The organism is Pseudomonas zhanjiangensis (genome assembly GCF_041027545.1).
GTDB lineage: Bacteria > Pseudomonadota > Gammaproteobacteria > Pseudomonadales > Pseudomonadaceae > Aquipseudomonas > Aquipseudomonas zhanjiangensis.
In genome coordinates, this window is the sequence record NZ_JBFTEG010000002.1 from 395,214 (window position 1) to 422,058 (window position 26,845).

General features: G+C 65.4%; 26 protein-coding genes. 9 read left to right on the top strand and 17 right to left on the bottom strand.

Annotation, left to right across the window (positions count from 1 at the left end; translation table 11 throughout):
* Window positions 1-12 precede the first annotated feature (12 nt).
* Entirely contained in the window at window positions 13-483 is a 471-nt protein-coding gene (locus AB5S05_RS04355) for a GNAT family N-acetyltransferase (RefSeq protein ID WP_369286236.1), read from the bottom strand.
* A 77-nt stretch (window positions 484-560) separates the two neighbouring features.
* Window positions 561-986 (bottom strand): potassium channel family protein, encoded by a 426-nt coding sequence (locus AB5S05_RS04360; protein WP_369286238.1) that lies wholly within the window; start codon window positions 984-986, stop codon window positions 561-563.
* Between the two features lie 208 nt (window positions 987-1,194).
* On the opposite strand from AB5S05_RS04360, the gene AB5S05_RS04365 reads away from it, so the two are divergent.
* On the top strand, window positions 1,195-2,103 hold the full coding sequence (locus AB5S05_RS04365; protein ID WP_369286239.1) for a haloalkane dehalogenase: 909 nt from the start codon (window positions 1,195-1,197) through the stop codon (window positions 2,101-2,103).
* Window positions 2,104-2,116: 13 nt separating this feature from the next.
* On the opposite strand, the gene AB5S05_RS04370 is transcribed toward AB5S05_RS04365, so the two are convergent.
* The 7 genes from AB5S05_RS04370 to AB5S05_RS04400 all read right to left on the bottom strand — a co-directional run bounded on the left by AB5S05_RS04370 (window position 2,117) and on the right by AB5S05_RS04400 (window position 10,180).
* Entirely contained in the window at window positions 2,117-2,959 is an 843-nt protein-coding gene (locus AB5S05_RS04370; RefSeq protein WP_369286240.1) for a substrate-binding periplasmic protein, read from the bottom strand.
* Window positions 2,960-3,050: 91 nt separating this feature from the next.
* Complete coding sequence (locus tag AB5S05_RS04375) at window positions 3,051-6,470, bottom strand: AAA family ATPase (RefSeq protein ID WP_369286241.1); 3,420 nt, start codon at window positions 6,468-6,470, stop codon at window positions 3,051-3,053.
* Window positions 6,471-6,731: 261 nt separating this feature from the next.
* A complete protein-coding gene (locus AB5S05_RS04380) occupies window positions 6,732-7,112 on the bottom strand; it encodes a YkvA family protein (RefSeq protein ID WP_369286242.1) in 381 nt (126 codons plus the stop codon).
* 96 nt (window positions 7,113-7,208) lie between these two features.
* Window positions 7,209-7,499 (bottom strand): DUF1330 domain-containing protein, encoded by a 291-nt coding sequence (locus tag AB5S05_RS04385; protein WP_369286243.1) that lies wholly within the window; start codon window positions 7,497-7,499, stop codon window positions 7,209-7,211.
* 159 nt (window positions 7,500-7,658) lie between these two features.
* On the bottom strand, window positions 7,659-8,057 hold the full coding sequence (locus AB5S05_RS04390) for a GFA family protein (protein WP_369286244.1): 399 nt from the start codon (window positions 8,055-8,057) through the stop codon (window positions 7,659-7,661).
* A gap of 477 nt (window positions 8,058-8,534) precedes the next feature.
* Window positions 8,535-9,755, bottom strand: a complete 1,221-nt coding sequence (sbcD, locus tag AB5S05_RS04395; RefSeq protein WP_369286246.1) for an exonuclease subunit SbcD — start codon at window positions 9,753-9,755, stop codon at window positions 8,535-8,537.
* An 8-nt stretch (window positions 9,756-9,763) separates the two neighbouring features.
* Window positions 9,764-10,180 (bottom strand): Lrp/AsnC family transcriptional regulator, encoded by a 417-nt coding sequence (locus AB5S05_RS04400; protein ID WP_369286247.1) that lies wholly within the window; start codon window positions 10,178-10,180, stop codon window positions 9,764-9,766.
* Between the two features lie 125 nt (window positions 10,181-10,305).
* On the opposite strand from AB5S05_RS04400, the gene yjeH reads away from it, so the two are divergent.
* The 5 genes from yjeH (at window position 10,306) to AB5S05_RS04425 (ending at window position 15,537) form a co-directional block, all read left to right on the top strand.
* The gene (gene yjeH / locus AB5S05_RS04405) at window positions 10,306-11,583 is read left to right on the top strand and encodes an L-methionine/branched-chain amino acid transporter (RefSeq protein ID WP_369286248.1); all 1,278 of its coding nucleotides are present in this window, start codon (window positions 10,306-10,308) and stop codon (window positions 11,581-11,583) included.
* A 70-nt stretch (window positions 11,584-11,653) separates the two neighbouring features.
* Entirely contained in the window at window positions 11,654-12,997 is a 1,344-nt protein-coding gene (locus AB5S05_RS04410; RefSeq protein ID WP_369286250.1) for a TAXI family TRAP transporter solute-binding subunit, read from the top strand.
* 86 nt (window positions 12,998-13,083) lie between these two features.
* Window positions 13,084-14,091: a nucleoid-associated protein YejK gene (yejK, locus tag AB5S05_RS04415; RefSeq protein WP_369286251.1), complete on the top strand. Its 1,008-nt coding sequence runs from the start codon at window positions 13,084-13,086 to the stop codon at window positions 14,089-14,091.
* Window positions 14,092-14,182: 91 nt separating this feature from the next.
* Window positions 14,183-14,500, top strand: coding sequence for a glutaredoxin family protein (locus tag AB5S05_RS04420; RefSeq protein WP_369286252.1), 318 nt, complete (start codon window positions 14,183-14,185; stop codon window positions 14,498-14,500).
* 200 nt (window positions 14,501-14,700) lie between these two features.
* Window positions 14,701-15,537, top strand: coding sequence for a DUF4344 domain-containing metallopeptidase (locus AB5S05_RS04425; protein ID WP_438943537.1), 837 nt, complete (start codon window positions 14,701-14,703; stop codon window positions 15,535-15,537).
* A gap of 51 nt (window positions 15,538-15,588) precedes the next feature.
* Here the strand turns inward: AB5S05_RS04425 and AB5S05_RS04430 are convergent, their stop codons facing one another.
* The 4 genes from AB5S05_RS04430 to AB5S05_RS04445 form a co-directional block, all read right to left on the bottom strand.
* Window positions 15,589-16,524 carry a glutathione S-transferase family protein gene (locus tag AB5S05_RS04430; protein ID WP_369286253.1) on the bottom strand — a complete coding sequence of 312 codons (936 nt, stop codon included), beginning with the start codon at window positions 16,522-16,524 and terminating at the stop codon, window positions 15,589-15,591.
* Between the two features lie 64 nt (window positions 16,525-16,588).
* Window positions 16,589-16,888, bottom strand: a complete 300-nt coding sequence (locus tag AB5S05_RS04435; RefSeq protein WP_369286254.1) for a GIY-YIG nuclease family protein — start codon at window positions 16,886-16,888, stop codon at window positions 16,589-16,591.
* Window positions 16,881-17,600 (bottom strand): phosphatidylcholine synthase, encoded by a 720-nt coding sequence (pcsA, locus tag AB5S05_RS04440; RefSeq protein ID WP_369286255.1) that lies wholly within the window; start codon window positions 17,598-17,600, stop codon window positions 16,881-16,883. The genes AB5S05_RS04435 and pcsA overlap by 8 nt, the downstream gene beginning before the upstream one ends.
* 109 nt (window positions 17,601-17,709) lie before the next feature.
* A complete protein-coding gene (locus AB5S05_RS04445) occupies window positions 17,710-18,192 on the bottom strand; it encodes a nuclear transport factor 2 family protein (protein ID WP_369286256.1) in 483 nt (160 codons plus the stop codon).
* A 119-nt stretch (window positions 18,193-18,311) separates the two neighbouring features.
* Here AB5S05_RS04445 and AB5S05_RS04450 point away from each other — a divergent pair, with 119 nt between their 5' ends.
* The gene (locus AB5S05_RS04450; RefSeq protein ID WP_369286257.1) at window positions 18,312-19,265 is read left to right on the top strand and encodes a GlxA family transcriptional regulator; all 954 of its coding nucleotides are present in this window, start codon (window positions 18,312-18,314) and stop codon (window positions 19,263-19,265) included.
* Between the two features lie 108 nt (window positions 19,266-19,373).
* On the opposite strand, the gene AB5S05_RS04455 is transcribed toward AB5S05_RS04450, so the two are convergent.
* The 4 genes from AB5S05_RS04455 to AB5S05_RS04470 form a co-directional block, all read right to left on the bottom strand.
* The gene (locus tag AB5S05_RS04455; RefSeq protein ID WP_369286258.1) at window positions 19,374-20,135 is read right to left on the bottom strand and encodes an amino acid ABC transporter ATP-binding protein; all 762 of its coding nucleotides are present in this window, start codon (window positions 20,133-20,135) and stop codon (window positions 19,374-19,376) included.
* A gap of 11 nt (window positions 20,136-20,146) precedes the next feature.
* Complete coding sequence (locus AB5S05_RS04460; RefSeq protein WP_369286259.1) at window positions 20,147-21,244, bottom strand: amino acid ABC transporter permease; 1,098 nt, start codon at window positions 21,242-21,244, stop codon at window positions 20,147-20,149.
* Window positions 21,245-21,254: 10 nt separating this feature from the next.
* Window positions 21,255-22,439 carry an amino acid ABC transporter permease gene (locus tag AB5S05_RS04465; RefSeq protein ID WP_369286260.1) on the bottom strand — a complete coding sequence of 395 codons (1,185 nt, stop codon included), beginning with the start codon at window positions 22,437-22,439 and terminating at the stop codon, window positions 21,255-21,257.
* A 101-nt stretch (window positions 22,440-22,540) separates the two neighbouring features.
* Complete coding sequence (locus tag AB5S05_RS04470; RefSeq protein ID WP_369286261.1) at window positions 22,541-23,569, bottom strand: amino acid ABC transporter substrate-binding protein; 1,029 nt, start codon at window positions 23,567-23,569, stop codon at window positions 22,541-22,543.
* 482 nt (window positions 23,570-24,051) lie between these two features.
* Between AB5S05_RS04470 and AB5S05_RS04475 the strand changes: the two genes are divergently transcribed.
* Window positions 24,052-24,711, top strand: coding sequence for an alpha/beta hydrolase (locus AB5S05_RS04475; RefSeq protein WP_369286262.1), 660 nt, complete (start codon window positions 24,052-24,054; stop codon window positions 24,709-24,711).
* Between the two features lie 23 nt (window positions 24,712-24,734).
* Window positions 24,735-26,636 (top strand): acyl-CoA synthetase, encoded by a 1,902-nt coding sequence (locus AB5S05_RS04480; protein WP_369286263.1) that lies wholly within the window; start codon window positions 24,735-24,737, stop codon window positions 26,634-26,636.
* Window positions 26,637-26,845: the final 209 nt, after the last annotated feature.

The window sequence follows — 26,845 nt, forward strand, 5'->3', positions numbered from 1 at the left end:
AAGGCGCTCAGTTCAGCCCGGCGGCGCCTGCATAGGTACATAGGCGATGCCGTTCTTCTCCACGCGCGGGCCGCAGGCCTGGAAGCCGAAGCGCTCGTAGACCGGCACCGCGTAGGGCGTGGAATTGACCGTGAAGCCTTGCCGGTTGCCCGCCGCGATAGCCGCCTGGCTGAGCATGTCCCAGAGTTGCCGGGCAATGCCCTGGCGGTGGCCGGCGGGCGCCACGAACAGGTGAAACAGGTGCCGGCCATCGCGCATGGCGGCAACCCCGAGCAACCGCCGCGCCTCGGTGGCCACGAGGTAGTGCAGGCCTGGATCACCGATGTAGGCGCGGATCGCCTGCGGCCCGAGGCCCTCGAGGAAACGCTCGGCGCCCTCGCCATCGGGCTGACAGGTGAAGTAGTGGGCCAGCTCCAGAATCAAGGCGCTGATGGCTTCGGCATCGCCGGGCAAGGCCCGGCGGATCTGCACCGTCCAGGTCATGATCTTCCTCCTGTTGTTCACGCTTCCAGCCTGCCGCCCCGCAGCACGAGTCGCAAGCAGCAGCTGGGCTGCTGGGACTATTTCGACTTCCAGTAGCGCTGCATTTCCACGAACAGAAAGGAAGCCGTCCAGGTAATCAGTACCAGGCCGGTCAGCGCCTCGATACCGGTCAGATAACGCAGTTCGCCCACCGGCTCGATGTCGCCGAAGCCCAGGGTGGTGAAGGTGGTAAAGGAAAAGTACACGCAATCCAGCAGGCTGCCATCGAAGTTGCCCTCCAGTCGCCCCCAGCCAACGCTGCCCTGCATCAGCCAATAGGCGATGGCGAACACCCAGACCTCGACGGCATGGGCCAGCAGCGCGCCACACACGCCCAGCACGATACGAAAGCGATGGCGGATGTGCAGCCTGGGCACCAGCAGCGTCAGTCGGTAGAGAAATTCGTAATGGATGACCACGGCGGCAATCACGACCAGACTGTTGACTAGGAATACGGCGAACACGGCACTCTCGACAAACCAGGGGTAAACGGACGGCCGCGACGACGAGCGGCGCCTGCCAGTATGGCGGCGACGGCGGCCCGGCACCACGCCCATGCTGCCGCAGGCGCGCCGAGACCCAGCTGATGACGCGTCATTCACGACCCCGCAAGGCCTGTCCGACGACGTCCGAAAGGCCCAGGCTGCAGCATCTGACCCAGAGGAGACGACCATGGAGTTCCTGCGCACACCGGACGAACGCTTCGCCGATCTGCCCGGCTACGACTTCAAGCCCCATTACCTGCAGGTGGACGACAGCGAGGGGGGCGAACTGCGCCTGCACTACCTCGACGAAGGCCCGGCCACGGCCGATCCGGTGCTCTTGCTGCATGGCGAACCCTCCTGGAGCTACCTGTACCGCAAGATGATCCCGATTCTGGTGGCCACCGGGCACCGGGTGATCGCCCCCGACCTGATCGGCTTCGGCCGCTCCGACAAACCCACCCGCGGCGAGGACTACAGCTACCAGCGCCACGTCGACTGGATGCGGTCGGTCCTCGAGCAGCTCGACCTCAGACGCATCACCCTGGTCTGCCAGGACTGGGGCGGCCTGATCGGCCTGCGCCTGGTCGCCGAGCATCCCGAGCGCTTCGCCCGGGTGGTGGCGGCCAACACCATGCTGCCGACCGGCGATCACGCCCCCGGCGCCGCCTTCGAGAAATGGCAGAAGTTCTCCCAGGAGGTACCGGTGTTTCCCGCCGGCGGGGTAATCAAGGGCGGTACCGTGACGCCATTGCCCCAGGCGGTGGTCGACGCCTACGACGCGCCCTACCCGGACGAACGCTACAAGGCCGGCGCCCGCCAGTTCCCGCTGCTGGTACCGACCCGCCCGGACGACCCGGCTGCCCCGGCCAATCGCGCCGCCTGGGCGGTGCTGGCGAACTGGGGCAAGCCGTTCCTGACCGCCTTCAGCGACTCGGACCCGGTCACCGCCGGCGGCGACACGCTCATGCAGAAGCTGATTCCCGGCACCCTGGGCCAGGACCACACCACCATCGTCGGCGCCGGCCACTTCCTCCAGGAGGACAAGGGCGAAGAGCTGGCTGGCGTGGTGCTGCGCTTTATCGCCGCCACCTCCTAGTAGGCGCTGGACCTTAGGGGACGCGCGCCGCGGCGTCGCTCCCCTGCAGGAACAGACGCATGCGCTGCTGATAGGTCGGCGACTCGCGCTGCCACGCGATTTCGTCCCAGATGGACTGGGCCAGGGCGGGGTCGTGCGCGACCAGCGCCTTGGACAGCATCAGGTAGTAGGGTTTTTCTTCGAGTAGCGACTCGACCTTCTCGATCCGCTGCGCCAGCGGCGGGTTGGCCTGCAGGACAAAGTCGGCGCGCTGGCTTTGCAACGCCGCAGCCTCGATGCGACCGCGGTCGAGCATGCGCAACATCGCCAGGGGGTCGCGACTGGTTTCATCCACCTCGACGCCCTGCTCGCGAAGAAAGCCGACGATGGAGAAGCCGCTGAGCGAGCCGATGCGCCCGTGCAGGTGGCGAAACGCCGAACCGTCCCAGGTCACCGCCTCGCCGCGGCGGCGGTAGAGCGCGTAACGCGACATGTGCAGGCGCCTGTTTACATCGGGCTGGCCATCGCTGGCCAGGGGATAATGCCCGGCGCTCAGCCGCTCGATCTTGAAGCTGGAGGCGAAGGCGCCGTCGTACAGGCCCTGCTCCAGCCCGGACAGGCAGCGTTTCCAGGGCACCGGCACATAGGTGAACGTCAGGGCCAGGGTCTCTGCGACCAAGCCGAGCAATTGCAGATTGAGCCCGGTTCTGTCGGTCATCACCCAGGGGTAGGCGTCCTGATCCTCGTGGCAAAAAACCAGCGCCTCGACCGCTGCCTGCCCGGCCACGGCCAGCCCAGGACACAGGCCGCACAAGGCGACAGCGACAAGCGACCTCAGCAGGCCGCTGGCCTTCCCCCGGCACAGATCGAACTTCACGGATAATCCATCCCAGGCGTTTGCCAGACATTCGCCCCAGTATAGGAAGCGCCGCAGGCCTCCGTATTGCGCCAGGGCAACTGCCTGGCAGTCACAGGGCATAGCGCCGGTCCAGGGCGCTGTAGCCCATGCCCACGCCCTTGTGCACCTTGAGCTGTACCGGGATGCGCTCCTTCAAGGCCTCGACGTGACTGATCACGCCGATCATCTTGCCGCTGGCGTTGAGGCTGTCGAGGGCGTCCAGGGCCACCTCCAGGGTTTCGCCGTCGAGGGTGCCGAAGCCTTCGTCGAGAAACAGCGAGTCGATGCTGGTCTTGTGGCTGACCAGGTCGGACAACGCCAGGGCCAGGGCCAGGCTGACCAGGAAGCTCTCGCCGCCGGACAGGGTGCGGGTGTCACGGGCGACATCCGCCTGCCAGGTGTCGATCACCTCCAGCTCCAGATCGCCGCCCTGCCGGCGCGCCAGCTGGTAGCGACCGTGCAGGCGATCGAGTTGCTGGTTGGCCAGGTAGACCAGGTGGTCCAGGGTCAGGCCCTGGGCGAACTTGCGGTACTTGGCACCATCGGCCGAACCGATCAGGCCGTTGAGCTGCTGCCAGAGGTCGCACTCGTCCTGCCGGGCGGCGATTGCCGCGAACAGCGCCTGCTGGTTGTGCCGACGCCGCGCATCGTCATCGAGCTGGCCGCGCAATTCACCCTGTTGCTGGACCAGGCTGCGCAGCTCGTCCTGCAACCGCCGCAGGCGTTCATCCAGTTCGCCCAGGTCCAGCTCGGTGCGGGGCGCCGCGCGCAACTCCTGCAGCGCCTGGCCGGCGGCGGCCTTGAGGGCCTGGGTCTCGGTGCACGCCTTCTCCAGCTGCGCCTTGAGCGCCAGCAATTGCTGGCGCGCCTCCTCCTCCAGCAACGCCGCCTGGTAGCACGCCTCGTCATCGAACGGGCTGAGCGCCAGCGCCTGCGTCCAGGCCAGACGCTGGCCTTCGGCCAGGGCTTGGGCCACCTGCAGCTGCTCGTTCAGCGACTGCTCACGGCCGCCCAAGGCCTGGCTGCGCGCCTGCGCCTGGCTCAGGCGCTGTTCGGCCTGCTCCAGGGCGGCAAGCGGATCGTCCACCGGCGCCGACGGCTCGCCCTGCGCCTGGGCCAGGGCTGCCCAGCGCTGCTGCCAGCGCACGGCGGCGCTTTCGGCGGCCTGCAGCTCGCCCTGCAACAGCTGCCAGTCGCGCTCCAGTTGCTGTTGCAGCGCCTGGGCGTCGCGCCAGGCCTGCCATTCGCCTTCCCGTGCGCGCAGCCAGGCCTCGCTGTCCTCGGGCAGCGCGTAGCCCAGTTCGGCCAGCGCCGCACCTAGCTCGGCGTCCTGCTGCGCCCGCTGCCCCTGCAGCTGCTGGAGCTGCGCGGCGGTTTCCTGCTGGCGAACTTGCAGCGCGCCCTGCTCCTGCAGCGCCAGCGCCAGCTTCTGGGCGGCGTCGGCCTGTGCCTTCTCGACCTGTTCGCTGCCCACGCGGGCGCCGTTCAGCGCCGCCTTCAGCTCATCGACAGCGGCCAGGGCACACTGCACCTCGGCGAGTCGCGCCTGCTGCTCGGCCTGGGCGGCAGCGACCGCCTGGCCATCGACCAGTTGCAGGCTCAGCGCCTCGCAAAGCTGCCGCCATTGCCCTTGCTGCTGGGCGAGTTCGTCCTGCAGGCGTTGCTCGGCCTGCTGCTGCTGGCGCAACTGCGCCTCCAGGCCGGCCAGTTCATCGCGCAGGGCTTCGCCGCGTTCGCGTACCTGCTCCTGCTCGGCGCGCTTGGCCTGCAGGGCGGCCTGAGTGTCCGACACGTCGAGGGCGCGGTAGGCGTCGATCGCCGGATGTTCGAGGGAACCGCAGAGCGGGCAGGCCTCGCCCGGCTGCAGGCTGGCGCGGTAGGCCTCCAGGCGCTGGATGCGCTGCTCCTGCTCGAGCAGCTTTTCCTTGTCCAGAATCTGTTGCTTGAGGTCGGCGAACTGCTGGCGCAAGGCCTCGCGCGCGGCCTGTTTCTGCGCCTGCGCACGGCGGCCGCTGTCGATCTCGACCAGCACCTGCGCGCGCTGGCGCTGCACACGTTCGCGCGACTCGCCGAGCTGCTGCAGGCGGGCCAGCGTGTGGCCCCGCTCGCTCAGGCGCTGCCAACGCTCGCGCAGCGCGGCCTCGGAATCACCGGCCAGCACCTGGGCCAGCGCAGCCTGTCGCTGCGCCTCGTCGTCGCGGGCCTGCTGCAGCCGGTCATCGCAGTCCTGCACGCTCGCCTGCAGCGCGGCGATTCTTAGCCGCAGCTGCTCGGCATCCTCCTGTTCTTTCTGCTGGCGACCCTGCAACCGTCCGATGCCGCCGGCCAGCGCCTGGCGTGCGGCGAACTGCTCACGCCAGACGCCGAGCCGCTCGCCCAGCAGCTCGCGGCCCGGGCTAGCGGCCAGTTGCGCCTCGACCTGGCCGCGGCGCTGGCCCAAGGCATCGCGCCGGGCGCCGAGCCGCGCCGCCTGCTGCTGACTGAAGGCATGCGCCTGCCAGAGGCTGGCGGTCACCTCGCGGTCCGCCTGAGCCTGCTGCTCGTGGACCTGGGCCAGGGCCTCGGCTGTCTGCCTGGCCTGCTGCTCGGCCTGTTGCCAGTCGCGGTGCGGCGGGCGCAGGCGCTCGGCCGGTTCGCTGGCGGCGAGGCGTTGCAACTGCGGCTCGGCCTGCTGCAAGGCCAGTCGGGCCTGCAGCTCCTGCTGCTCGGCGTCGCGCTCACGCGCCTCGGCATTGGCCAGCGCCTCGCACCACTGGCGCTGCTGCTGCAGCTGGCCCAGCTGCTCGCGCAACGACGCTTCGCCGCCGTTCAGCTCCTCCAGCGCCTGCTGCAGCTGCTGGCGCTGCTCCTCGCCGAGCAGTTCGACCCCTTCGGCCCGCGCGCGCAGCTGGCCAAGGCCGACGTCGGCCTCCTTGGTGCGCTGGTAGACGTGCTGGGAAATCAGCCCATAGATGTCGGTACCGGTGAGCTCCTCCAGCAGTTCGGCGCGCTGGTTGCCGTTGGCCTCGAGGAAGGCGGCGAAACCGCCCTGGGCCAGCAGCATGGACTTGGTGAAGCGCTCGAAGTCCAGGCCGGTCAGGCGCTCGGTCTCGCGCAGCTTGTCGCCCACCTTGTCACTGATGATCTGCCCCGCCGCCGTCGCCAGCTCGACCCTGGGCGCCTGCAGGGCGCCCTCCACCCTGTCGCGGGCGCGGCGCTGGCTCCAGAAGGCGCGGTAGGCCGCGCCCTTGACCTCGAACTCGACCTCGGCCAGGCAATCGGCGGTGTGCCGGGTCATCAGCTCGTTGCCGCTGGCCGACAGGCTGCTCATGCGCGGGGTGCGGTGGTAGAGGGCTAGGCAGATGGCGTCGAGCAGGGTGGTCTTTCCCGCCCCGGTCGGTCCGGTGATGGCGAACAGGCCGTTGCCGGCAAACGGCTCGGTGGAGAAATCGATCTTCCACTCGCCCTTGAGCGAGTTGAGGTTCTTCAGGCGCAGGCTGAGGATCTTCATGTCAGGGTCGATGACCGTCAGAAAACGGCCATTCTGACATCATTGCCGGGCCCCTGCAGACGCCCGGTGAACGGAAAAATCGGCAGAGCTGCCCGGCGCGCCGCACGCTTGACTGGCTTTGCGCAAGCACCTCCGAGCCTTCACTTCTCGTTTGCTTGACGATTCGCTGCGGATTCGGCTGTTTGCCGAGTCGCTCATGCACTGACGACAGGCTGAATAAAGCTATTGCTCATCGCTGCGGGGAGCGGCCATACACGCTGATCAGGTGCGCGCTAGATGGAGCAACCATCGTGCAACAACCCACAATGCGACAAGCCATAAGGCGAAAATGAATACCGCTGCACCATAGCTGATGGGGCGATCAGATACCTGCTGCGCCTGCGCCCGCGCGGACTCCAAGACCTCTTTGGGGGTAAGACGAACCACCAAGGCCAAGCCAAGCGGCAACAGGATCAGATCATCGAGGTAGCCGATGACCGGAATGAAATCTGGAATGATATCGATCGGGCTAAGGGCATAGGCAGCGATAACAACCGCCAAGGCCCGCACGAGAATGGGCGTGCGCGGATCACGCGCGGCAAAATACACCGTGAGGGTGTGCTGCTTAAGCTGCCTGGCCTGTTCCTTGAGTGAAGCAAGCATTCTGATAAGCACCTCAGGCCGCCAACAGCGGCCGAACCTAGCGAGATCCCAGCACACAAAGTACGCGATGCTGCTCGGCTTGGTCAGCTGTGTTTTCTAAACACTACTGTACCCAGGAGCGAATACGACAAAACCTTCGGTGACCTTACGCCTGAATCTGGACAACTCCTTGCTTTCTTCTGACTCGTAGAAAGCTTTTGCCTGCTCCTTGCTACCGAACTTATATACAACCATATGAGTGTACGGCGAGCCTTCAAGGCGCGTTACTGAAGAACCCACGACCAGTTCGCCACCAAACTTTTCTAGAATAGGTAACGACTGCGGCCCGAGCTCGTTGATCAGATCCTTGTCGAGGATATTGTAGTGATAAATCATATATCCGCTCATGCAACTTCCTTGATTCATTGTGGCAACCGCTGCGGGCAGTTGCAGCCTGCTCTGTGGGCTTTATGCGCAAAGATTGAACGAAGTGACCCTCGCCTAATGTGCACGGAGCAAGCTGCCCGCAAGGCCGGAAAAGCTGCCTCGCAGTGTTATAGATTTCACCTAAGGCTCGACAGGGTGCTTTTCAAATTGCTTGGCCGAATCACCAATTTCCAACCAACTCGGCCTTTCCGACACAAACTCATGAAATTGATTTCCAACTGCAATATCGCCATCTATGCAATTGGCCACGATAGGAAATGAATCGCCTTCCGACAATACCTCTCCTAGCGCTGATCCGCAGATCGAGCAAAAACACCGATTATACCTATAGGGGGCTTCGGCTTTATACGTAGAGATCTGATCACGCCCCTTGGTAATCTGGAACGTATCGGCCTTTACAAACACGAGGGTGCTTGCACCCACTTTGCGGCATCGACTGCAATGGCATGTGCCCATCAGGCTTGGCATTTCCGTTAACTCGAACTGAACAGCCCCGCAGCAACAACTTCCCTCGATCATATGGCATCCTTACAAGAGATCATGGAATCACATCGGTACGCTACACCTGATGCTGTATGGATGTACAGCTTCTTTATATCTTCGCACTCAATGGCAGGCTATTTCCACGCTTCATGTATAGCGTTGATCAAGGGGTGGGCTCAAGCCTGTCCCCAGGGAGCGCAGTTGAAACGCAGTGCAGTTGAGCTGGCCAAGTCTGTTTACCCAGTTGCCGAGAGTGTCCATGCATGCGCAGGCGGCTGGGTCGTGAGGCGGGGCTTGTCGTGGCGGATGGCACACGGGGCTTTCTGCGTCAGGCCTGCGAACGACTGGAACGCCTGGAAGTCGGCGCCCGGCGTGGCGACCACGCCATGGTGCACAAGCGGGATGAGGTCAGCGACATTGGCCTGATTACCGCTGCGCCTTGCAGACCGCCGTAGGCCAGCCGCGCCACACCACGCAGACTTAATCCCATGAACTGGGCCAGGAGCTGTCGACTCAGTCCCGCTCCGACCGCAAAGCTTCCAGCACCCCGCGATAAAGCACCTGTAGCCGCTGCGCCTGGTCCGCGTCCAGCCGCTCTTGCTGCAGGCGGCGGTCGAACACCTCCTCCACGCTCAGCTCGTCCAGGGTCTCGCGGGCCTGAACTTGCAACCCGGCCACCGCGTTGCCGCGCTCGCGGCGGATGCGCAGCACCTCCACCGGTAGGCCTTCGCACAGCGCCGCGACCCGCTGCTGCAGGTCGCTCAGGTAGTCGTCGCTGCTGACCAGCAACTCCAGCCACACCGGCTGTTCGGCGCTGCCCTGGCGCGCCGCTTCGGCAATCGCCGGTTCCAGCTCCTTGAGCGAGCCGCACAGCGACAGCAGCGGCTGGAAGCGCGGCACCGCCAGGGCGCGAATCTGCTGCAGGCCCTTGGCGTCCAGTTCGACCAGCAGCACCTCCTTCTGCTGGCGCGCCTCATCAAAGCTCAGCGGGATCGGCGAGCCGCAGTAGCGGATGTGCTCCAGACCGCCGACCTTCTGCGGCCGGTGGATGTGCCCCAGGGCAATGTAGGCGGCCGGCGGGAAGGCGCTGGTCGGGAAGGCCTCGAGGCTGCCGACGTAGATCTCGCGCACCGAATCGCTGGCGCTGGCGCCGACGGTGGTCAGGTGGCCGCTGGCGATGATCGGCAGCTCGCCACCGAGCGCGTCACGCTTGGCCTCGGCGAGGGCATAGAGGTCTTGATAGTGCTGGGCGATGGCCTGCTGCAGCGAGCGCTGCTTGTCCTCGGCGCTCTGCCCGGCCTGGCTCTGCACCAGGTCGCGCGGACGCAGAAAGGGGATGGCGCAAAGGATCGCGCCGGGCTGCCCGGCCCAGTCGTTGAGCACCAGCACCTGCTCGGCCAGGTCAGCGCCCGCACCGGGGATCACCCGGGTCTGCAGCTGCGCCAGCAGGGTCTTGCTCTCGCCGAGCATGGCCACCGAATCGTGGTTGCCACCGAGTACCACCAAGGTACAGCCGCTGCCACGCAACTCGACGATGAAGCGGTTGTACTGCTCGCGGGCATAGCTGGGCGGCGCGCCGGTGTCGAACACGTCGCCGGCGATCAGCAGTGCATCGACCTCATGCTCGCGTACCTGCTCGATCAGCCAGGCACAGAACGCCTGGTGCTCGGCCTGGCGGGTCTTGCCCATGAAATGCTGGCCGAGGTGCCAGTCGGAGGTATGGAGAATACGCATGGGCCGGCTCACATCGCCCAGTCCTTGACCACCATATGGGTCTTGACCTTCTGCATGCCGGGGAAATTCTCGATCTGCCCGCGGATCTCGGCGAGGCGCTCCATCGACGGCGCCTCGATATACACCAGCATGTCGGTCTCGCCGCTGATGCCGCTGCAACGGCGCACCTCGCTGAAGCTACGCATGCGCTCCACGTAGTTCTCGCAGCGCCCGCCCTGGTAGAACAGCTCGAGGTAGGCCTTGATCGCAGTGCCAGAGTCGCCGACCAGGGCGTGATAGCCCTTGATGATGCCGGCCTGTTCCAGCTGGCGAATGCGCTCGCCCACCGCCGAGCGCGACAGGTTGACCTCGCGGGCGATCTGGCTGACGGGAGTACGCGCATCGCTGCGCAACAGGGCGAGGATCTGCTGGTCGAACTTGTCCACTCGGGGTCTCACGCAATGACAGATTGACGGCCAATACCGCCGTTTCGCCGGTCAAAGCCGGCGGCTTGCACCGGGGGCGACGGCTTAAACTGGCGACACTCTTCAAAAGGACACGAGCATACCCCATGAGCCGCCTGAACAAGGAACTCGGCCTGCTGCAAGGCATCGGCCTGTTGAGCACTTCGCTACTCGGCACCGGCATCTTCGTGGTGCCGGCGCTGGCCGCCACTGCCGCCGGTGAGGCCTCGCTATGGGCCTGGATGATTCTGATCGCCCTGGTGCTGCCGGTGGCCTTCACCTTCGCCCAGCTCGGCCGCCACTACCCCCATGCCGGCGGCGCGCCGCACCTGATCGGCCGCGCCTTCGGCCCGCGCCTGGAGCGTCTCAGCGCCTGGCTGTTCCTCGCCGTGCTGCCGGTCGGCCTGCCGGCGGCGCTGAATATCGCCAGCGGCTTCTGGCAGGCGGTGATCGACCTGGATCGCAGCCAGGCGCTGGCGATCCAGCTGGCCACCCTCGGCGCCATCCTGTTGCTCGGCCAGCGCCCGGCCAAGGCCAGCGGGCTGGTGCAGGGGCTGATCGCCCTGGCGATTCTGGCCACGGTCGGGCTGATCTGGTGGGTCGGCGGTTTGCCCCGCGCCAGCCAACCGCTGCTGCCCCCCATCCAGGGTTCCTGGCACCTGCTGCCGGCGGCACTCGGGGTGATGTTCTGGTGCTTCGTCGGCATCGAGGCCTTCACCCACCTGGGCGAGGAATTCAAACGCCCCGAGCGCGACTTCCCCCTGGCCCTGCTGCTCGGCGTGGTGCTCGCCGGCCTGGTGTACTGGGCCTGTTCGGTGGCGGTGCTGAGCTTTCAGGTGTACGGCGACGTGGCGTCGGACGCCGCTTCGCTTCCGCGCCTGCTCGACCTGCTGTTGGGCGAGCGGGCGCGCTGGCTGGTCGCCGGCGTCGGCTACCTGGCCTGCTTCGCCTCGATGAATGTGTATATCCAGGGCTTCGCCCGGCTGATCTGGAGCCTGGCCGACGAGGGCAAGTTACCGCCCAGCTTGGCCCGGCGCAACCGCCACGGCGTGCCGGCTCGCGCCCTGCTGCTGGTGGTGCTGAGCTGCGCCCTGTGCGCCAGCCTGGCCGGCCTGCTGAACCTCTCGGTGGACGACCTGATTCGCTACGCCAACGGCAACTTCGTGGTCATCTACCTGCTCAGCATGGCCGCAGGCGCGGTGCTGCTGCGCGGCCTCTGGCGCTGGCTGGCGGCGTTCAGCACCCTGCTGTGCGCCCTGGTGCTGGCGATGCTAGGCAAGGATGCCGGCTATGCCCTGGCCCTGTTCGGCCTGCTGGCGCTGCTCGACCTGGGGCGCGGCCTGCGCGCGCCAGGCTGGCGCGGCAGGACCTCCGCACCGCTCTAGTCACGCCGCGGGGTGACCGCAAACGGCGCATGGCTCTATCCTTGGGCATGACTTGCCGAAAGGAAGCGCCATGCGCCGCGTACTCAAAGACCTGAAGATCATATTGCTGGCCAACCTCTGGGTGGTCCCGGTGCTGGCCGCGCTGATCGGCGCGGTGTTCTACTTCGTCGCCCCGCCGCCACCGCTGCACGCCAGCATGGCCACCGGCGCCGAGGGTGGCAACTACCGGCTGTTCGCCGAAAAGCTCAAGCACGAGCTGGCCAAGCAGGGCTTCGAACTGACCCTGGTGCCCAGCGCCGGCTCCCGCGACAACCTGCAGCGCCTGCTGGCGGAGCAGCCCGAGGTGCAGATAGCCCTGGTGCAGAGCGGCCTGGAGCGCCAGCTCGAGACCGCCGAGCGGGACCGCCTGCAGAGCCTGGGTGCGGTCTATCGGGAACCGCTGTGGCTGTTCTACCGCCAGGGTATTCGCCTCGACCGCATCGCCGACCTGCTGCCGCTGCGCCTGGGCCTGGGCGGTGAAGGCAGCGGCACCCGCGCGGCCAGCGAAGCGATCCTCGGCGCCAACGCCATCGCGCCGCAGCAATACCCGGCCAGCTGGCAGAGCCTGGGGGGCAACAAGGCGGCCAGCGCCCTGCTCGCCGGCGAACTGGACGCCGCCTTCTTCGTCGGCCCCGCGGAAAACCAGCGGGTCCAGCGTCTGGCGGCCAGCCCCGAACTGCGCCTGGCCAACTTCCGCCGCGCCGCCGCCTACGAGGCGCGCCTGCCATTCCTCCAGCGGGTGACGATCGACGAGGGCCTGCTCAACCTGGCGCTTAACAGCCCGCCGCACGACACCCTGACCCTGTCGCCGATGGCGACCCTGGTGGTCAACGAGGATTTCCACCCCGGGCTGGTGCCGCTGTTCCTCGAGGCCAGCCGCGAGGTGATGAAGCAGGGTAACCTGCTCGACCGGGCCGGCGCCTTCCCCAGCGCCGCCCCTCGCACCTTCGAACTATCCGCCGACGCCGCCCGCTACTACAGCAAGGGCCTACCACTATTGCAGCGTTACCTGCCGTTTCGCATCGCCTCCCTGGCCGATCGCTACATCATCCTGCTGATTCCGCTGATCGTGGTGCTGATCCCCTTGCTCAAGGCGGTCGGCCCGCTGTATCGCTGGCGCATCCGCGCGCGCATCTATCGCTGGTACCGCTACCTGCGGGAAATCGACCGGCAACTGGACGCCGGCACCCTGCCCGACCGACTCGGCAGTGAGATCGAGCGCCTGGAACAGCTGCAGGACGAGCTGGCCAAGGTCGAGGTGCCGCTGTCCTACTCCAGTGAGTTGTACGAGCTGCATGTGCATCTGCGCTATGTGATCGAGCGCCTGCAGACCCTTCAGCGGCGACGGGCGACCCAGGCCGAAACAGTCGGGTAAACTGCGCGACAATTCCAGGGCCTCGCCATCCGCCGCAGGCGCTTGGCGAAGCCCGCTCACCGCCGAAGATTGCCGAGAGACCCTCCATGCCGATCCGCCACTGCATCGTCCACCTGATCGACAAGAAGCCCGATGGCAGCCCTGCCGTGCTGCACGCTCGCGATACCGAGCTGGGTGCCTCGCAGGCCATCGAGAACCTGCTGGCCGACCTCAACGAAAGCTACAACGCCAAGCAGGGCAAGGCCTGGGGCCTGTTCCACGGCGAATCCGGCGCCTATCCGTTCAGCGGCTGGCTCAAGCACTACCTGGACGACGGCCAGGACTTCACCGCCTTCAGTCGCCAGGCGGTCGAGCACCTGCAGAAGCTGATGGAGGAGTCCAACCTGTCCACCGGCGGACACGTCCTGTTCGCCCACTACCAGCAGGGCATGACCGACTACCTGGCAATCGCGCTGCTGCATCACAGCGACGGCGTGGCGGTCACCGAGTCGCTGGACGTGACCCCGGCCAAGCACCTGGATCTCGGCCAGTTGCACCTGGCGGCACGGATCAACATCTCCGAGTGGCGCAACAACGCCAACTCCAAGCAATACATCTCCTTCATCAAGGGCAAGAACGGCAAGAAGGTCTCGGAATACTTCCGCGACTTCATCGGCTGCCAGGAGGGTGTCGACGGACCGGGCGAGACCCGCACCCTGCTCAAGGCCTTCAGCGACTTCGTCGAGAGCGAGGACCTGCCCGAGGAGGCGGCGCGCGAGAAGACCAAGACCCTGGTCGACTACGCCAGCAGCCAGGCCAAGCAGGGCGAGCCCATGGGCCTGGAGGAACTCTCCGAACTGATCGACGAGGAGCGCCCGCGAGCCTTCTACGAGCATATCCGCAACAAGGACTATGGCCTGGCGCCGGAGTTTCCCGCAGACAAACGTACCCTCAACCAGTTCCGCCGCTTCACCGGCCGCGCCGAAGGCCTGTCGATCAGCTTCGAGGCGCACCTGCTGGGCTCGAAGATCGAGTACGACGAAACCCAGGACACCCTGATCATCCGCAACCTGCCAACCCAGCTGACCGATCAGCTCAAGCGGCGCAAGGACTGAAGCAAGTCACCAGGCAACGGTCAGCCCCTGGCGCGTGCCAAAGAGCCCTGCTCGCCACACCAGCCTCCCTCGACACGGCAAAGGAACGCCCATGAAGAAGATCCTGCTCTTGCTCAGCGCGCTGGCCCTCTACCAGCATTGGGACCGGGTGCAGCACTGGCTCAACCCCGCAGCGGCCAGCGGCCACGGCGAGGTCGTGCTGTATGCCACCCAGTGGTGTGGCTACTGCGCCAAGACGCGCACCCTGCTCGCCGAGGAAGGCATTGCCTATCGCGAAGTCGATATCGAGAAGAACCCCAGCGGTCATGCCCAGTTCCAGGCGCTTGGCGGACGCGGGGTGCCGCTGCTCGATGTGCGCGGCGAGATCATCCACGGCTACAACCCGAAGGCCATGCGTGCTGCCTTCTAAGCGCGCCGCCGGCGTTCGGTGGCCGTCCCAAGCCCGGCCGTCGCGCTGCGCCGCAGCGCTTTTCGGATGGCCGGTCCCTGCCCGTCGCGCAGCCACTGAACTACAGTCAATAGACAGCTCCCGCCGCCTGCAGCCAGGAGTCGGAGATGAAACCGCCCAGCAGCCGAAGCTGTCCGCGTTCAGGTGTGCGACGCGCGGCTATGTGCACCCTGCTCTGCCTGGGGCTGCTCGTTGCAGCAGCCTCGATGGCCTCCGAGGAGCCTCCACCGGAGGCGCTGAGCAGTGACAGCGGGCGCTTCGTCGCCGCCAACGCCGAGTTCACCCTGTTGCACGAGATGGGCCATCTGCTGATCGCCGAATTGCAGCTGCCGGTACTCGGTCGCGAGGAGGATGCCGCCGATCAGCTCGGCTTCATCAGCCTGTTCCTGTCCTATGGCCATCAGCACAACGCCGGCTTCTACGCCACGCTGCTGGACATCGCCGACTACTGGCGCCTGGAATGGCAACGGGTCAAGCCCGACTACGAGGAGGTCTATCCCTGGGCCAGCCATGGTCTCGATGCCCAGCGTTTCTACAACCTGGCTTGCCTGATCTACGGCAGCAACCCGGATCAACTGGAATGGGTGCCCAAGGTGACCGGCCTGCCGGTGGAGCGTGCGCTCTACTGCGATCAGGAATACACCCAGGTGAGCAAGGCACTGGCCTGGGTCGAGCGCCAGCACGGCCGCCGTCCGGGCCAGGCAGTGAGTCATCGAATCCGAGTGATCTACGACCCGCCTGCGCTGCACCAGGGCCAGGACGGGTACCTGCTCGAACAGTTGCGTCGCTCCGGCAGGATTGAAGCCATCGCCGCCCGCGCCAGCGAAGCTTATCGCCTGCCCCGCGACCTGGTGCTACGCCTGAGCAGCTGCGGCGCACCGGATGCCTGGTACAGCCGCACCGGCGGCGAGCTGGTGCTTTGCTACGAGCGCCTGGCGCATTTCCAGACCCTCGCCGCACAGCTGCCGCACCTGCGCCAGGCAAATCTGCTCAGGTGACCGGCCTGCGGCAAGCGCCGGCTCGGGCCAGGGCCCTCGGCGCCTGCGCTCCTAGCGCGCCTCGAGGCGAAAGCCCAGGCGCGGGAAGTGCACATGCACGGTGCCGGCACGTGGGTCTTCTCGGCGCAGGATCAGCTCCTCGCGACCACTGAACAGCAGTTCGCCCTCGACCGCATCGACACCGTAATCGATCGCCGCAATCGCCACTCTTTGCCCGGTCTCGAAGCCATTGGGGTCGACCAAGCCGTCCTCGGGCAAGGGTGCCGGCGTCGCCGCGCGGGCCAGTTCGACTGCCTCCTCGCCACTCATCTCGCTGAGAGAGCCATGGCCGAAACCGAGAACCCGGCCCAGCCAGGCGGCTACTGCCGGGTAGTCGTCGACTAGGGGTGCGGTGATCGGTGTGCCGCGCAGGAACCACAGCGGGTGGGCCATGGCGAAGTCGGCAATCGAGGCTTCGCCGAACAGGAAGTCACCGGCCTCACGCTCCAGTTGCTGCTGCAGGCGGGCCATCAGGATCGGCCACTGGTGCTGGGCCTGCTCCAGCGGCAGACGGCTGGCCTGGCCACCGCTGAACAGTGCGGTACGGTCGGCGATGAAGGTCTTGAGGAACTCCGGCGGCAGGCTGGCGAAACGCGCGGCGATAGACTGCGGCTGGAACACCAGGCTGACCGCATGCTGGAACAGGACCGAGTCGGCCCACTGGGCCACGCTGGCGACGTTGAACTCCTGACCTTCGGGGAACAACGCCGGGGTGGCCTTCTCCGCCTCCAGGCGCCGGGCAATCAGCGCGGTGTCGCAGTAGATGTCGGCCCCGACCTGCAGCACCGGCGTCTTGCGATAGCCGCCGGTCAGCGCGGTCAGGTCCGGCTTGGGCATGATCGGCGGGATCATCACCGAGCGCCAGGACAGTTGCTTGAAGCCCAGCATCAGACGGGCCTTCTCGGCGAACGGCGAGGTCGGATAGTGGTGCAGGATCAACTCGTGCATGTTTGGCTCCGCAGCTATGGGTAGACCCGCAGCTTACCCGTGCCGGCAGCAGCGGCCTACCCGCCTAGGCTGATATCTCACCATCAGGCGCGGCGATAGCGCCGGCAGCCACCACCAGTGCCTCCTTGGCCGCTTTGCTCAGGCGCTTTATCGCGCGCTCGCGGCGCAGCGCGTCACCCTTGCCCGCACAGCTCTCGCTATAGACCAGAGCCACCGCCGGGCTGGAGTGGAAGAAGCGTGCGCCCTTGCCGCTACGATGCTGGGTGAAGCGCCGCTGCGGGTCATCGCTGATGCCGCAGTACAGCGCGCCGTTCGCAGCCCGCACCAGATACACATACCAGCGTTTGGCGCCGAACTCACTCATCGTGCGTCAGCCAGTCGCGTGCGGTTCGCCATAGGCAGACTGCAACGAAATAGGCGCTGGCCAGCAACCAGATCGCCAGCCACCCGGGCGGATTGAGCGGGTAACGCAGGATCAGCAGGGCGCAGGCAAGCATCCAGATCAGGGTCACGGCGATATTCACCGGCATGAATGCGCGAACCCGGAACGGGTGGAGAAACTTCATCCGCGTCAGGGTCAGCCCGCAGAGCAGCACGATGGTGGCCAGGCTCAGCCAGGGCGGGAAGTCCAGTAGGTACAGATACACCACCACCACATTCCAGGCTGCCGGGAAGCCGACGAAGTAGTTGTCCTGGCTCTTCATGTTCAGGTTGCAGAAACAGAACAGCGAGGACAGCAGGATCAGCCCGATCGCCGGCAGCAGACTGTAGGCCGGCAGGGGCACGAAGCGATAGACGAAGATGGCCGGAATAAACACGTAGGTCAGGTAGTCGATCACCAGATCCAGGGTGGCACCATCGAAGTTCGGCAATACCCTCTTGACCTCGAACCTGCGCGCCAGACTGCCGTCCAGCCCGTCCACCAGCAGCGCCAGGCCGAGCCAGAGCAGGCAGGCCTGGGGACGGCCATCGAGCAAGGCAAGCAACGCCAGCAAGGCCAGAATCACGCCACTGGCGGTGATGGCATGGGCGCTCCAGGCCTTGGCTTTGCTGGCAGGCGACACAGTGGCACTCATCCTCGGGCTCCCTGCGGGCTGGCTGATCGGCGGCAAGCGCCGGTGGCACAATCCGGCGACATGCAAAGCCGCGAGCCTAGCACTTCGGCGGCGCAAACGACCAACGGCGTTAGTCGCGTTGCGCACGCGCCGTGCGAAACTGCTGCAGCCCCATGCTCGCCTGGCGGCGGATCGCGCGCCGAACCGGCGGCGCCCAGCCCAGCAGCAAGCCCTTCAAGCCCAGGGCCTGGCTCGCCCAGCGCCACAGGTCGAAACGGTCGCGGTGTTCGATGATCTTGCCGTCGTGGAAGACGAAGCGCGCCTCTATCCGGTTGACCACGGTTCTACCGGTCTGGCTGAACACATAGGTCGCCACCCAATGGGCGCTGCCCCGGTGGTCATCGGCCTGCACCCGCTCGAACGACAGCGAGAATGCCTGGGCACGGGCCGCCAACATCCGCCACATATCACCGGCCGCGGCGCCGCGCAGGTCCTCGAATACCGGGTCACTGAAACGCACATCGGCGCCATAGCAGGCCGCCATGGTTTCGGCATCCAGGCGCTGGAACGCCTGGTAGAAACGCTTGATCAGTTCGACATTGGGATGGCTCATGCACGGTGACTCCAAGGTAGGGACAGCGACCAGTGTCACGGCAAGAGCCGCCGTCCGCGATTGGCGTATTGGCCAATTTTGTGGCAATACTCGCCAAACATTTCACCGACGCGTTGAACATGCTCAGCATTGCACTCTACGTCTGCCCGCAAACCCTGTGCTCCAGCCTGAGCATGGCCAGCGATGCCTTCAACCTGGCCAACCGCCTGGCGCAGCGCCCGCTGTTCAAGGTACAGCGCTTCAGCCTGGACGCCCGCCCAGTAGACCTGGAATTCGCCAGAATCCGGGTTGAGGGAGGACTGGCACTGGGCGAGACCGCCGATGTGCTGATCATTCCCGCCACGGGTAGCGCCATCGCCACCACCCTGGACGCCAATGCCGCGCTGCTGCCCTGGCTGGCCCGGCGCCCGACCGACCAACAGCTCGCCAGCCTGTGCAGCAGTGCCAGCCTGCTGGCCGCAGCGGGCCTGCTCGACGGCCGCCGGGCCACCACCCACTGGGCGCTGGCAACCGAGTTCCGCCGGCGCTTCCCACGAGTCGTGCTGGACATCGACCAGTTGCTTTGCCACGACGGCAACCTGCTCAGCTCCGGCGGCGCCCAGGCCGGCCTTGACCTGTGCCTGTACCTGATCGGTCGACATGCCGGCGCGGGCTTGACCCAGCAGCTCGCCAATGCCCTGGTGTTCGACTCCGGGCGCGGTCTCCAATCGCGCTTCGCGCCCCTGCTGTCGCCACCCAGCACCGGTGATCAGCCGTTCGCCGCCCTGCTCGGCTGGATGGGCGAGCATCTCGCCGAACCCATCGACCTGGCGCGCCTGGCCGAGCGGGCCAATTGCTCGCCGCGCACTTTGCTGCGGCGCTTCAAGGCCAGCACCGGCCTGACGCCCAACGACTATCTGCAGCGCCTGCGCATCGAGGCCGCCCAGGCGGCGCTGCGCAACCCAACGCCGTCTCTGGAACAGGTGGCCGAACAGGTCGGCTATGGCGACCGCGCCAGCTTCGCCAAGCTGTTCAAGAAGCTCTGCGGGGAGTCACCGGGGGCTTTTCGCCGGCGCCTGCAGCAGCCGACCTGAGGCCGCGCCGGGAGCGCGGCAGAATGCCGCGAACCCGGTATCGGCAGGCTGTTCGCCAGGCATGAAAAAGGGAGCCCGCAGGCTCCCCGTTTCGTCGCAGCGCCGCGATCAGTGCAGGATCTGACTGAGGAACAGCTGGGTACGCTCGTTCTTCGGGTTGGTGAAGAAGGTATCCGGATCGGCCTCTTCGACGACCTCGCCCTTGTCGAGGAACAGCACCCGATTCGCCACGGTGCGGGCAAAGCCCATCTCGTGGGTCACGCAGAGCATGGTCATGCCGTCTTCGGCCAGACCGACCATGGTGTCGAGCACCTCCTTGACCATTTCCGGATCGAGCGCCGAGGTCGGCTCATCGAACAGCATGATCTTCGGTTTCATGCACAGCGCACGGGCGATGGCCACGCGCTGCTGCTGGCCGCCGGACAATTGCCCCGGATACTTGGCCGCCTGCTCGGGAATGCGCACCCGCTCCAGGTAGTGCATGGCGACTTCCTCGGCCTCGCGCTTGGGCATCTTGCGTACCCACATCGGTGCCAGTGTGCAGTTCTGCAGCACCGTCAGATGGGGGAACAGGTTGAAGTGCTGGAACACCATGCCGACTTCGCGGCGCACCGCCTCGATGTGCTTGAGGTCGTGGGTCAGTTCGGTGCCATCGACCACGATGCGCCCCTGCTGGTGCTCCTCGAGACGGTTGATGCAGCGAATAGCGGTGGACTTGCCCGACCCGGAAGGGCCGCAGAGAACGATACGCTCGCCTGCCTGCACGCTCAGGTTGATGTCCTTGAGCACATGGAACTGGCCGTACCACTTGTGTACGCCCTCCATCAGGATCATCGGCTCAGCGCTGGTTTTTTTCATTGCTTCAGACATTGACTTGACTCCTAACGCTTATGGCCGGTTTCCAGCTTGCGCTCCAGGTGCATGGAGTAGCGGGACATACCAAAACAGAAAATCCAGAACACCAGGGCGGCGAACACATAGCCTTCGGTCGCCATGCCCAGCCAGGCCGGGTCGGTGGTGGCTTGCTTGATGCTGTTGAGCACGTCGAACAGGCCGATGATGATCACCAGGCTGGTGTCCTTGAACAGGGCGATAAAGGTGTTGACGATGCCCGGGATCACCAGCTTCAGCGCCTGCGGCAGTATCACCAGGCCCATCATCCGCCAGTAGCCCAGGCCCATGGCGGCGGCCGCCTCGTACTGCCCCTTGGGAATGGCCTGCAACCCGCCACGCACCACCTCGGCGATATAGGCCGACTGAAACAGGATCACCCCGATCAGCGCACGCATCAGCTTGTCGAAGCTCATGCCTTCGGGGAGGAACAACGGCAGCATCACCGAGGACATGAACAGCACCGTGATCAGCGGCACACCGCGCCAGAACTCGATGAAGGTGACGCAGATCACCCGGATCGCCGGCATGTCCGAACGCCGCCCGAGTGCCAGCACTATGCCCAGCGGCAGGGCGCCGACTATGCCGACGGAGGCGATCACCAGGGTCAGCATCAGCCCGCCCCACTGGCTGGTCTCCACCTCGCTCAGGCCGAAGAAGCCGCCATGCAGCAGCCAGTAGGCCAACAGCGGATAGACCACCAGAAAGGCCAGGCCATAAACCGCCTTGCGCGGCATCTGCGGCACGAACAACGGGGCCGCGCCTATCACGGCCAGCCACAGGGTGGTATCGACCCGCCAGCGCAGTTCGGTCGGATAGAAACCGTACATGAACTGGCCGATGCGCTGTTGCACGAACACCCAGCAGGCGCCACCGGTGGTGCAGTCGGCCCGGGTGGTACCGACCCAGTCGGCATCGATGAAGGCCCACTGGATGATCGGCGGCACGATCAGCCAGACCAGATAGGCCGCGAACAGGGTCAACAGGGAATTGAACCAGTTGGAGAACAGGTTGGCGCGCAGCCAACCGAGCACGCCGACGCTCAACAGCGGTGGCGGCAGATCGGGTTTGAACGTATGGGTCTGCATGGGCTGCTCCTTACCGCTCGATCAGCGCGATGCGCTTGTTGTACCAGTTCATCAGTATGGAAATGCTGATGCTGATGGCCAGGTACACGCTCATGGTGATGGCGATCACCTCGATGGCCTGGCCGGTCTGGTTGAGGACAGTGCCGGCGAACAAGGAGACCATGTCCGGGTAGCCGATACCGGCGGCCAGCGAGGAGTTCTTGGCCAGGTTGAGGTACTGGCTGGTCAACGGCGGAATGATCACCCGCAGGGCCTGGGGAATGATCACCAGGCGCAGGGTCTTGCCGGCGGGCAGGCCCAGGGAGCGTGCCGCCTCGGTCTGGCCGTGGCTGACCGCCAGAATCCCGGAGCGCACGTTCTCGGCGATGAAGGCCGCCGTATAGATGGTCAGCGCCAGGGTCAGGGCCATCAGTTCGGGAATCATCACCCAGCCGCCGCGGAAGTTGAAACCGGCCAACTCGGGGGTGCTCCACTGCAGCGGATTGCCGGTCAGCAAGACCGCCAAAGCGGGCAGTCCTATGATCAGCGGCACCGCACCGAGCGACACGGGAAAGTACTTGCCGGTCGCCTCGAAGCGCGCCTTCGACCAGCGCGAGAGCAGGATGACGCCGATGATCGCCACCACCAGAGCGCCAGCGAAGGTCATGAAGCCGTCGGTGGGGCTCGGGGCCGGCATATACAAGCCGCGACTATTGAGAAAGAAGCTCTGGCCGATCTCCAGGCTCTGGCGTGGTCCGGGTAGCGAGAGCATCACCGCGAAGTACCAGAAGAAGATCTGCAGCAGCGGCGGGATGTTACGGAACGTCTCGATATAGACGGTGGCCAGTTTGCCGATCAACCAGTTCGGCGACAGCCGTGCGACGCCGAGGATGAAGCCGATGATGGTCGCCCCGACGATGCCGATCACCGACACCAGCAGGGTATTGAGCAGACCGATGACGAATACCCGCCCGTAAGTATCACTTTCCGTGTAGTCGATCAGGTGCTGGGCGATGCCGAAACCGGCGCTGTTGTTGAGAAAGCCGAAACCGGAGGTGATCCCGCGATTTTCCAGGTTGGTCTGGGTGTTGTCGAACAGGTACCAGCCGAGCGCCACGACGACGACAACGGCAAGAATTTGGAATACCCAGGCGCGCACCTTGGGATCGGTCAAGACCGATCCGCTCGGGCGCGGGGCGTGTTCAGTAGTTTGCATATGAGCCCTCTTGGAACACCCATGCCCGCAACGGCGGGCATGGGGCTCACGTCATCAGAACACTGCCGGCGCTACCAGGACGGTGCGCCGGCAAAAGGCGATCAGCGCACCGGCGGTGCGTACTGCAGACCACCTTTGTTCCACAGGGCGTTCAGGCCACGCTCGATCTTCAGCTCGCTGCCGGCACCGACATTGCGCTCGAAGCTCTCGCCGTAGTTGCCCACCTGCTTGACGATCTGCACCGCCCAGTCCTTCGGCAGTTTCAGATCCTTGCCAAACTCACCTTCGGCACCCAGCAGTCGAGCGACGTCGGGGTTCTTGGTGGTCTTGGCCATTTCCTCGACATTCTTCGAGTTGATGCCCAGCTCCTCGGCGTTGACCATGGCGAACAGCGACCAGCGCACGATGTTGAACCACTCGTCGTCACCCTGGCGCACGACCGGACCCAGCGGCTCCTTGGAGATGACTTCCGGCAGCACCACGTACTGCTCTGGATTGGCCAGCTTGATGCGCTGCGCGTACAGCTGCGACTGGTCGGAGGTCAGCACGTCGCAACGGCCGGCTTCCACCGACTTGGCGCTCTCGTCGGAGGTATCGTAGGTGATCGGGGTGTAGCTCATGCCATTGGCACGGAAGTAGTCGGAGAGGTTCAGTTCGGTGGTGGTACCGGCCTGGATGCAGACGGTGGCGCCATCCAATTCCTTGGCGCTGGACACGCCAAGCTTCTTGTTCACCAGGAAGCCTTGGCCGTCGTAGTAGTTGACGCCGGCGAAGTTCAGGCCCAGACCGGAGTCACGCGAGCTGGTCCAGGTGGTGTTGCGCGACAGTACGTCCACTTCACCGGATTGCAGCGCGGTGAAACGCTCCTTGGCGGTCAGCGGGCTGTACTTGACCTTGGTCGCATCGCCGAACAGAGCAGCAGCCACAGCGCGGCATACGTCGACGTCCAGGCCCAGGTAGTTACCCTTTTCGTCGGCGTAGGAGAAGCCCGGCAGACCATCACTGATACCGCACTGAACGAAACCTTTCTTCTGCACCGCATCCAGGGTAGCGCCTGCATGAGCGAAGCCGCTGACACCCAGTACAGCTGCGGTAGTCAGTACAGCCAGGGTGGATTTCACCATCTTCATTAAAACCTCCAGTTGCTCTTTTTTTTGGTGGAGTCTCGGTCCCGTCACCGCACCCTTGTGAGGCACGCCGATCGCGTCTACGACAATGCGATCGGCCGGCGATTGGACCTGAGCGTGAGTCTAGTAGCCGATTTCCTCATCAGCCAGCCACCTCACACTAGCCCATTTGGTCGAACAGGCCTGAGACGGATAGCAATTTGCTCATCGCCAGGCATGCATCTGCTGGCGACCCTATCGGAAACCCCCAACAAATTGGCTTCCCATCTGCTCCGCACCCGGTGGGTAGCAGTGTTACCGTTACCGGGCGACGTCATCAGTCTCATAGAACTTAGCAAAGCCCGTACCAGCACTTCGCCAGTAGCACCATACGGACTGGTCAAGAGCAAAACTTGCAATCGTGCGACATCTTCTTCACAGATTAGCTGCTACCCCGAGTCGACGACGCCCTAAATACGCGCAGCCGCACCATACCGGAGCCCCTTATGAGTGAACCTTTGATCCTTCAGCCCACACTCGACGTCGACGCCTGCGTCATTTGGTTGCACGGCCTGGGGGCGGATCGCTATGACTTCCTGCCTGTGGCCGAGGCCCTGCTGGAGCGTCTGCCCAGCTGCCGTTTCGTCCTGCCGCAGGCGCCCACCCAGCCAGTGACCATCAACGGCGGCTGGGCCATGCCCAGCTGGTACGACATTCTGGCCATGAGCCCGGCCCGGGCGATCAATCACGAACAGCTGGAGGCCTCGGCCCAGCAGGTGATCGCGCTGATCGAGGCGCAACGCGACAGCGGCGTGGACCCACGGCGCATCGTCCTCGCCGGCTTTTCCCAGGGCGGTGCAGTGGTGCTGCATACCGCCTTCCTGCGCTGGCCAGGACCACTTGGCGGGGTTCTTGCCTTGTCCACCTACGCGCCGACCTTCGGCGACGAACTTCAACTGGCGGATACAAAAAAACAACTGTCGACACTCTGCCTGCATGGCAGATTCGATGAAGTCGTGCCGCTGGCCATGGGCCGCGCCGCCCATGACCGACTCGCCGACTGTGGCGTTAGCGCCCAGTGGCGCGACTACCCGATGGGCCACGAGGTACTGCCCGAAGAGATTCGCGACATTGCCGACTGGCTCGAAGAACGGCTCAATCCCTGAGCCCACCGGTAGAGAGGAAAACCATGACAGTGCCACCGAGCATTCGCAGCCTGAGCGATATCGAACAGATCGAACGTACCCCGCTGGCCGCGCGCAACCTGCCCGCCAGCACCTACGAACTGATCCGCCGTAGCGCCGCCGCCCAGCCCGATGCGCCCGCCCTGTCATTCATCCTCCGGGGCACTGCCGAGGAGCCGGTCTATCGGCTCAGCTACCGCGAGCTGCTGGGCAAGATCACCCAGACGGCCAACGCCTTCCACCGCCTGGGCCTGCGCCCGGGCAAGGCGGTCTCCTTTCTGCTGCCCAACCTGCCGCACACCCACTTCACCATCTGGGGTGGCGAAGCGGCGGGGATCGTCAACGCGATCAACCCGATGCTCGAGCCCGAGCACATCGCCGAACTGATCCACGCTTCCGACTCCGAGCTGCTGGTGACCCTGGCCCCCTTTCCCGGCACCGACCTGTGGAGCAAGGTCGAGGCCCTGCGCGGCCAGTTGCCGGGGCTCAAGGCGATCATCTGCGTGGACCTGGCCAACCTGCTGGCCGAACCAGAGCGCAGCGCCCTCAAGGCGCAGCGCGGTCCGCTGCCCGAGGGCGTGCTGGACTTCGACGAGCTGATCGCCGGCTGCCCTGACGATCAGCTGGAAAGCGGCCGGGATATCCAGGCCGGCGACATCGCCAGCTATTTCCACACCGGCGGCACCACCGGCACCCCCAAGCTGGCGCCTCACAGCCATGGCAACGAGGTGGCCATGGCCTACAGCATGAATCTAGTCACCCGCTTCGGCCCCGGCGACGTGACCCTCTGCGGCCTGCCGCTGTTTCACGTCAACGGCGTCATCGTCACCGGCCTGACCGCCTTCGGCGGCGGCGCCGAGATCCTCCTGGCCACGCCTCAGGGCTATCGCAACCCGACGCTAATCGGCAACTTCTGGAAGCTTATCGAACGCCACAAGGTCAGCTTCTTCAGCGGCGTGCCAACCATCTATGCCGGCCTGCTGCAGGTACCCAGCGAAGGCCACGACCTGACTTCATTGAAGTACGCCCTGTGTGGCGCCGCGCCCATGCCGGTGGAGCTGATCCGCCAATTCGAGGCCAAGACCGGCCTGACCCTGATCGAAGGCTACGGCCTTACCGAAGGCACCTGCGGCAGTTGCGCCAACCCGGTCGGCGGCGAACGTCGGCCTGGTTCGATCGGCCTGCGCATGCCCTACTGCGAGGTCGCCATCAAAGTACTCGATGACCAGGGTGGCTACCTGAGGGATGCCGCGCCGAACGAGATCGGCAACCTGTGCATCCGCGGTGCCACCGTGTTCGCCGGCTACCTGCAGAGCAGCAAGAATCGCGGTATCTGGGTCGATGGCGACTGGTTCAACACCGGCGACCTCGCTCGTATCGACGCCGACGGCTATATCTGGCTGACCGGACGCAGCAAGGACCTGATCATTCGCGGCGGCCACAACATCGACCCGCAGATGATCGAGGAAGCGCTGCACAAACACCCGGCCGTGGCCATGGCCGCCGCCGTCGGCAAACCCGACGAGAAGGCCGGCGAGCTGCCGGTGGTTTACGTGCAACTCAAGCCCGGCAGCCGGGTCGATGAAGCAGAACTGCTGAGCCATGCCGCCGCGCACATCCCCGAACGGGCGGCGGTGCCCAAGGACGCCTGGATCGTCGACAGCATTCCGCTCACGGCGGTGGGCAAGACCTTCAAGCCCGCCCTGCGTTTCGATGCCATTCGCCGCGTCTATCAGGCCGCCCTGGCCGAACTGGACAGTGGCATAGGTGTCGAGGTGCTCAGTGACGAGCGCCAGGGCCAGCTGGCGCACGTTCATCTGCCCCGCCAGGACCCGGCGCTGCAACAGCGCGTGAGCGAACGCCTGGGCGGATTCGCCGTGCGCTTCGAAATACATAGCCCCGGCTGAGCGCGGTTGCGGGCGCCAGGCGGCGCCCATTTGTGACGGATCAGTCAATTTTTCTCGCCGCTGGTCGGCCGAGTTGCCGGCAAGGATTGCCAGCACCGGCGCCTGGGAATAGTGTCGGCGGTGGTGTTCGTCCGTACAACAGGGAGTGTTTGCGATGTCACTTGATGCTTGCAGCCGATCGCGCCCGTGGTCGCCGCAATGGCGATCGC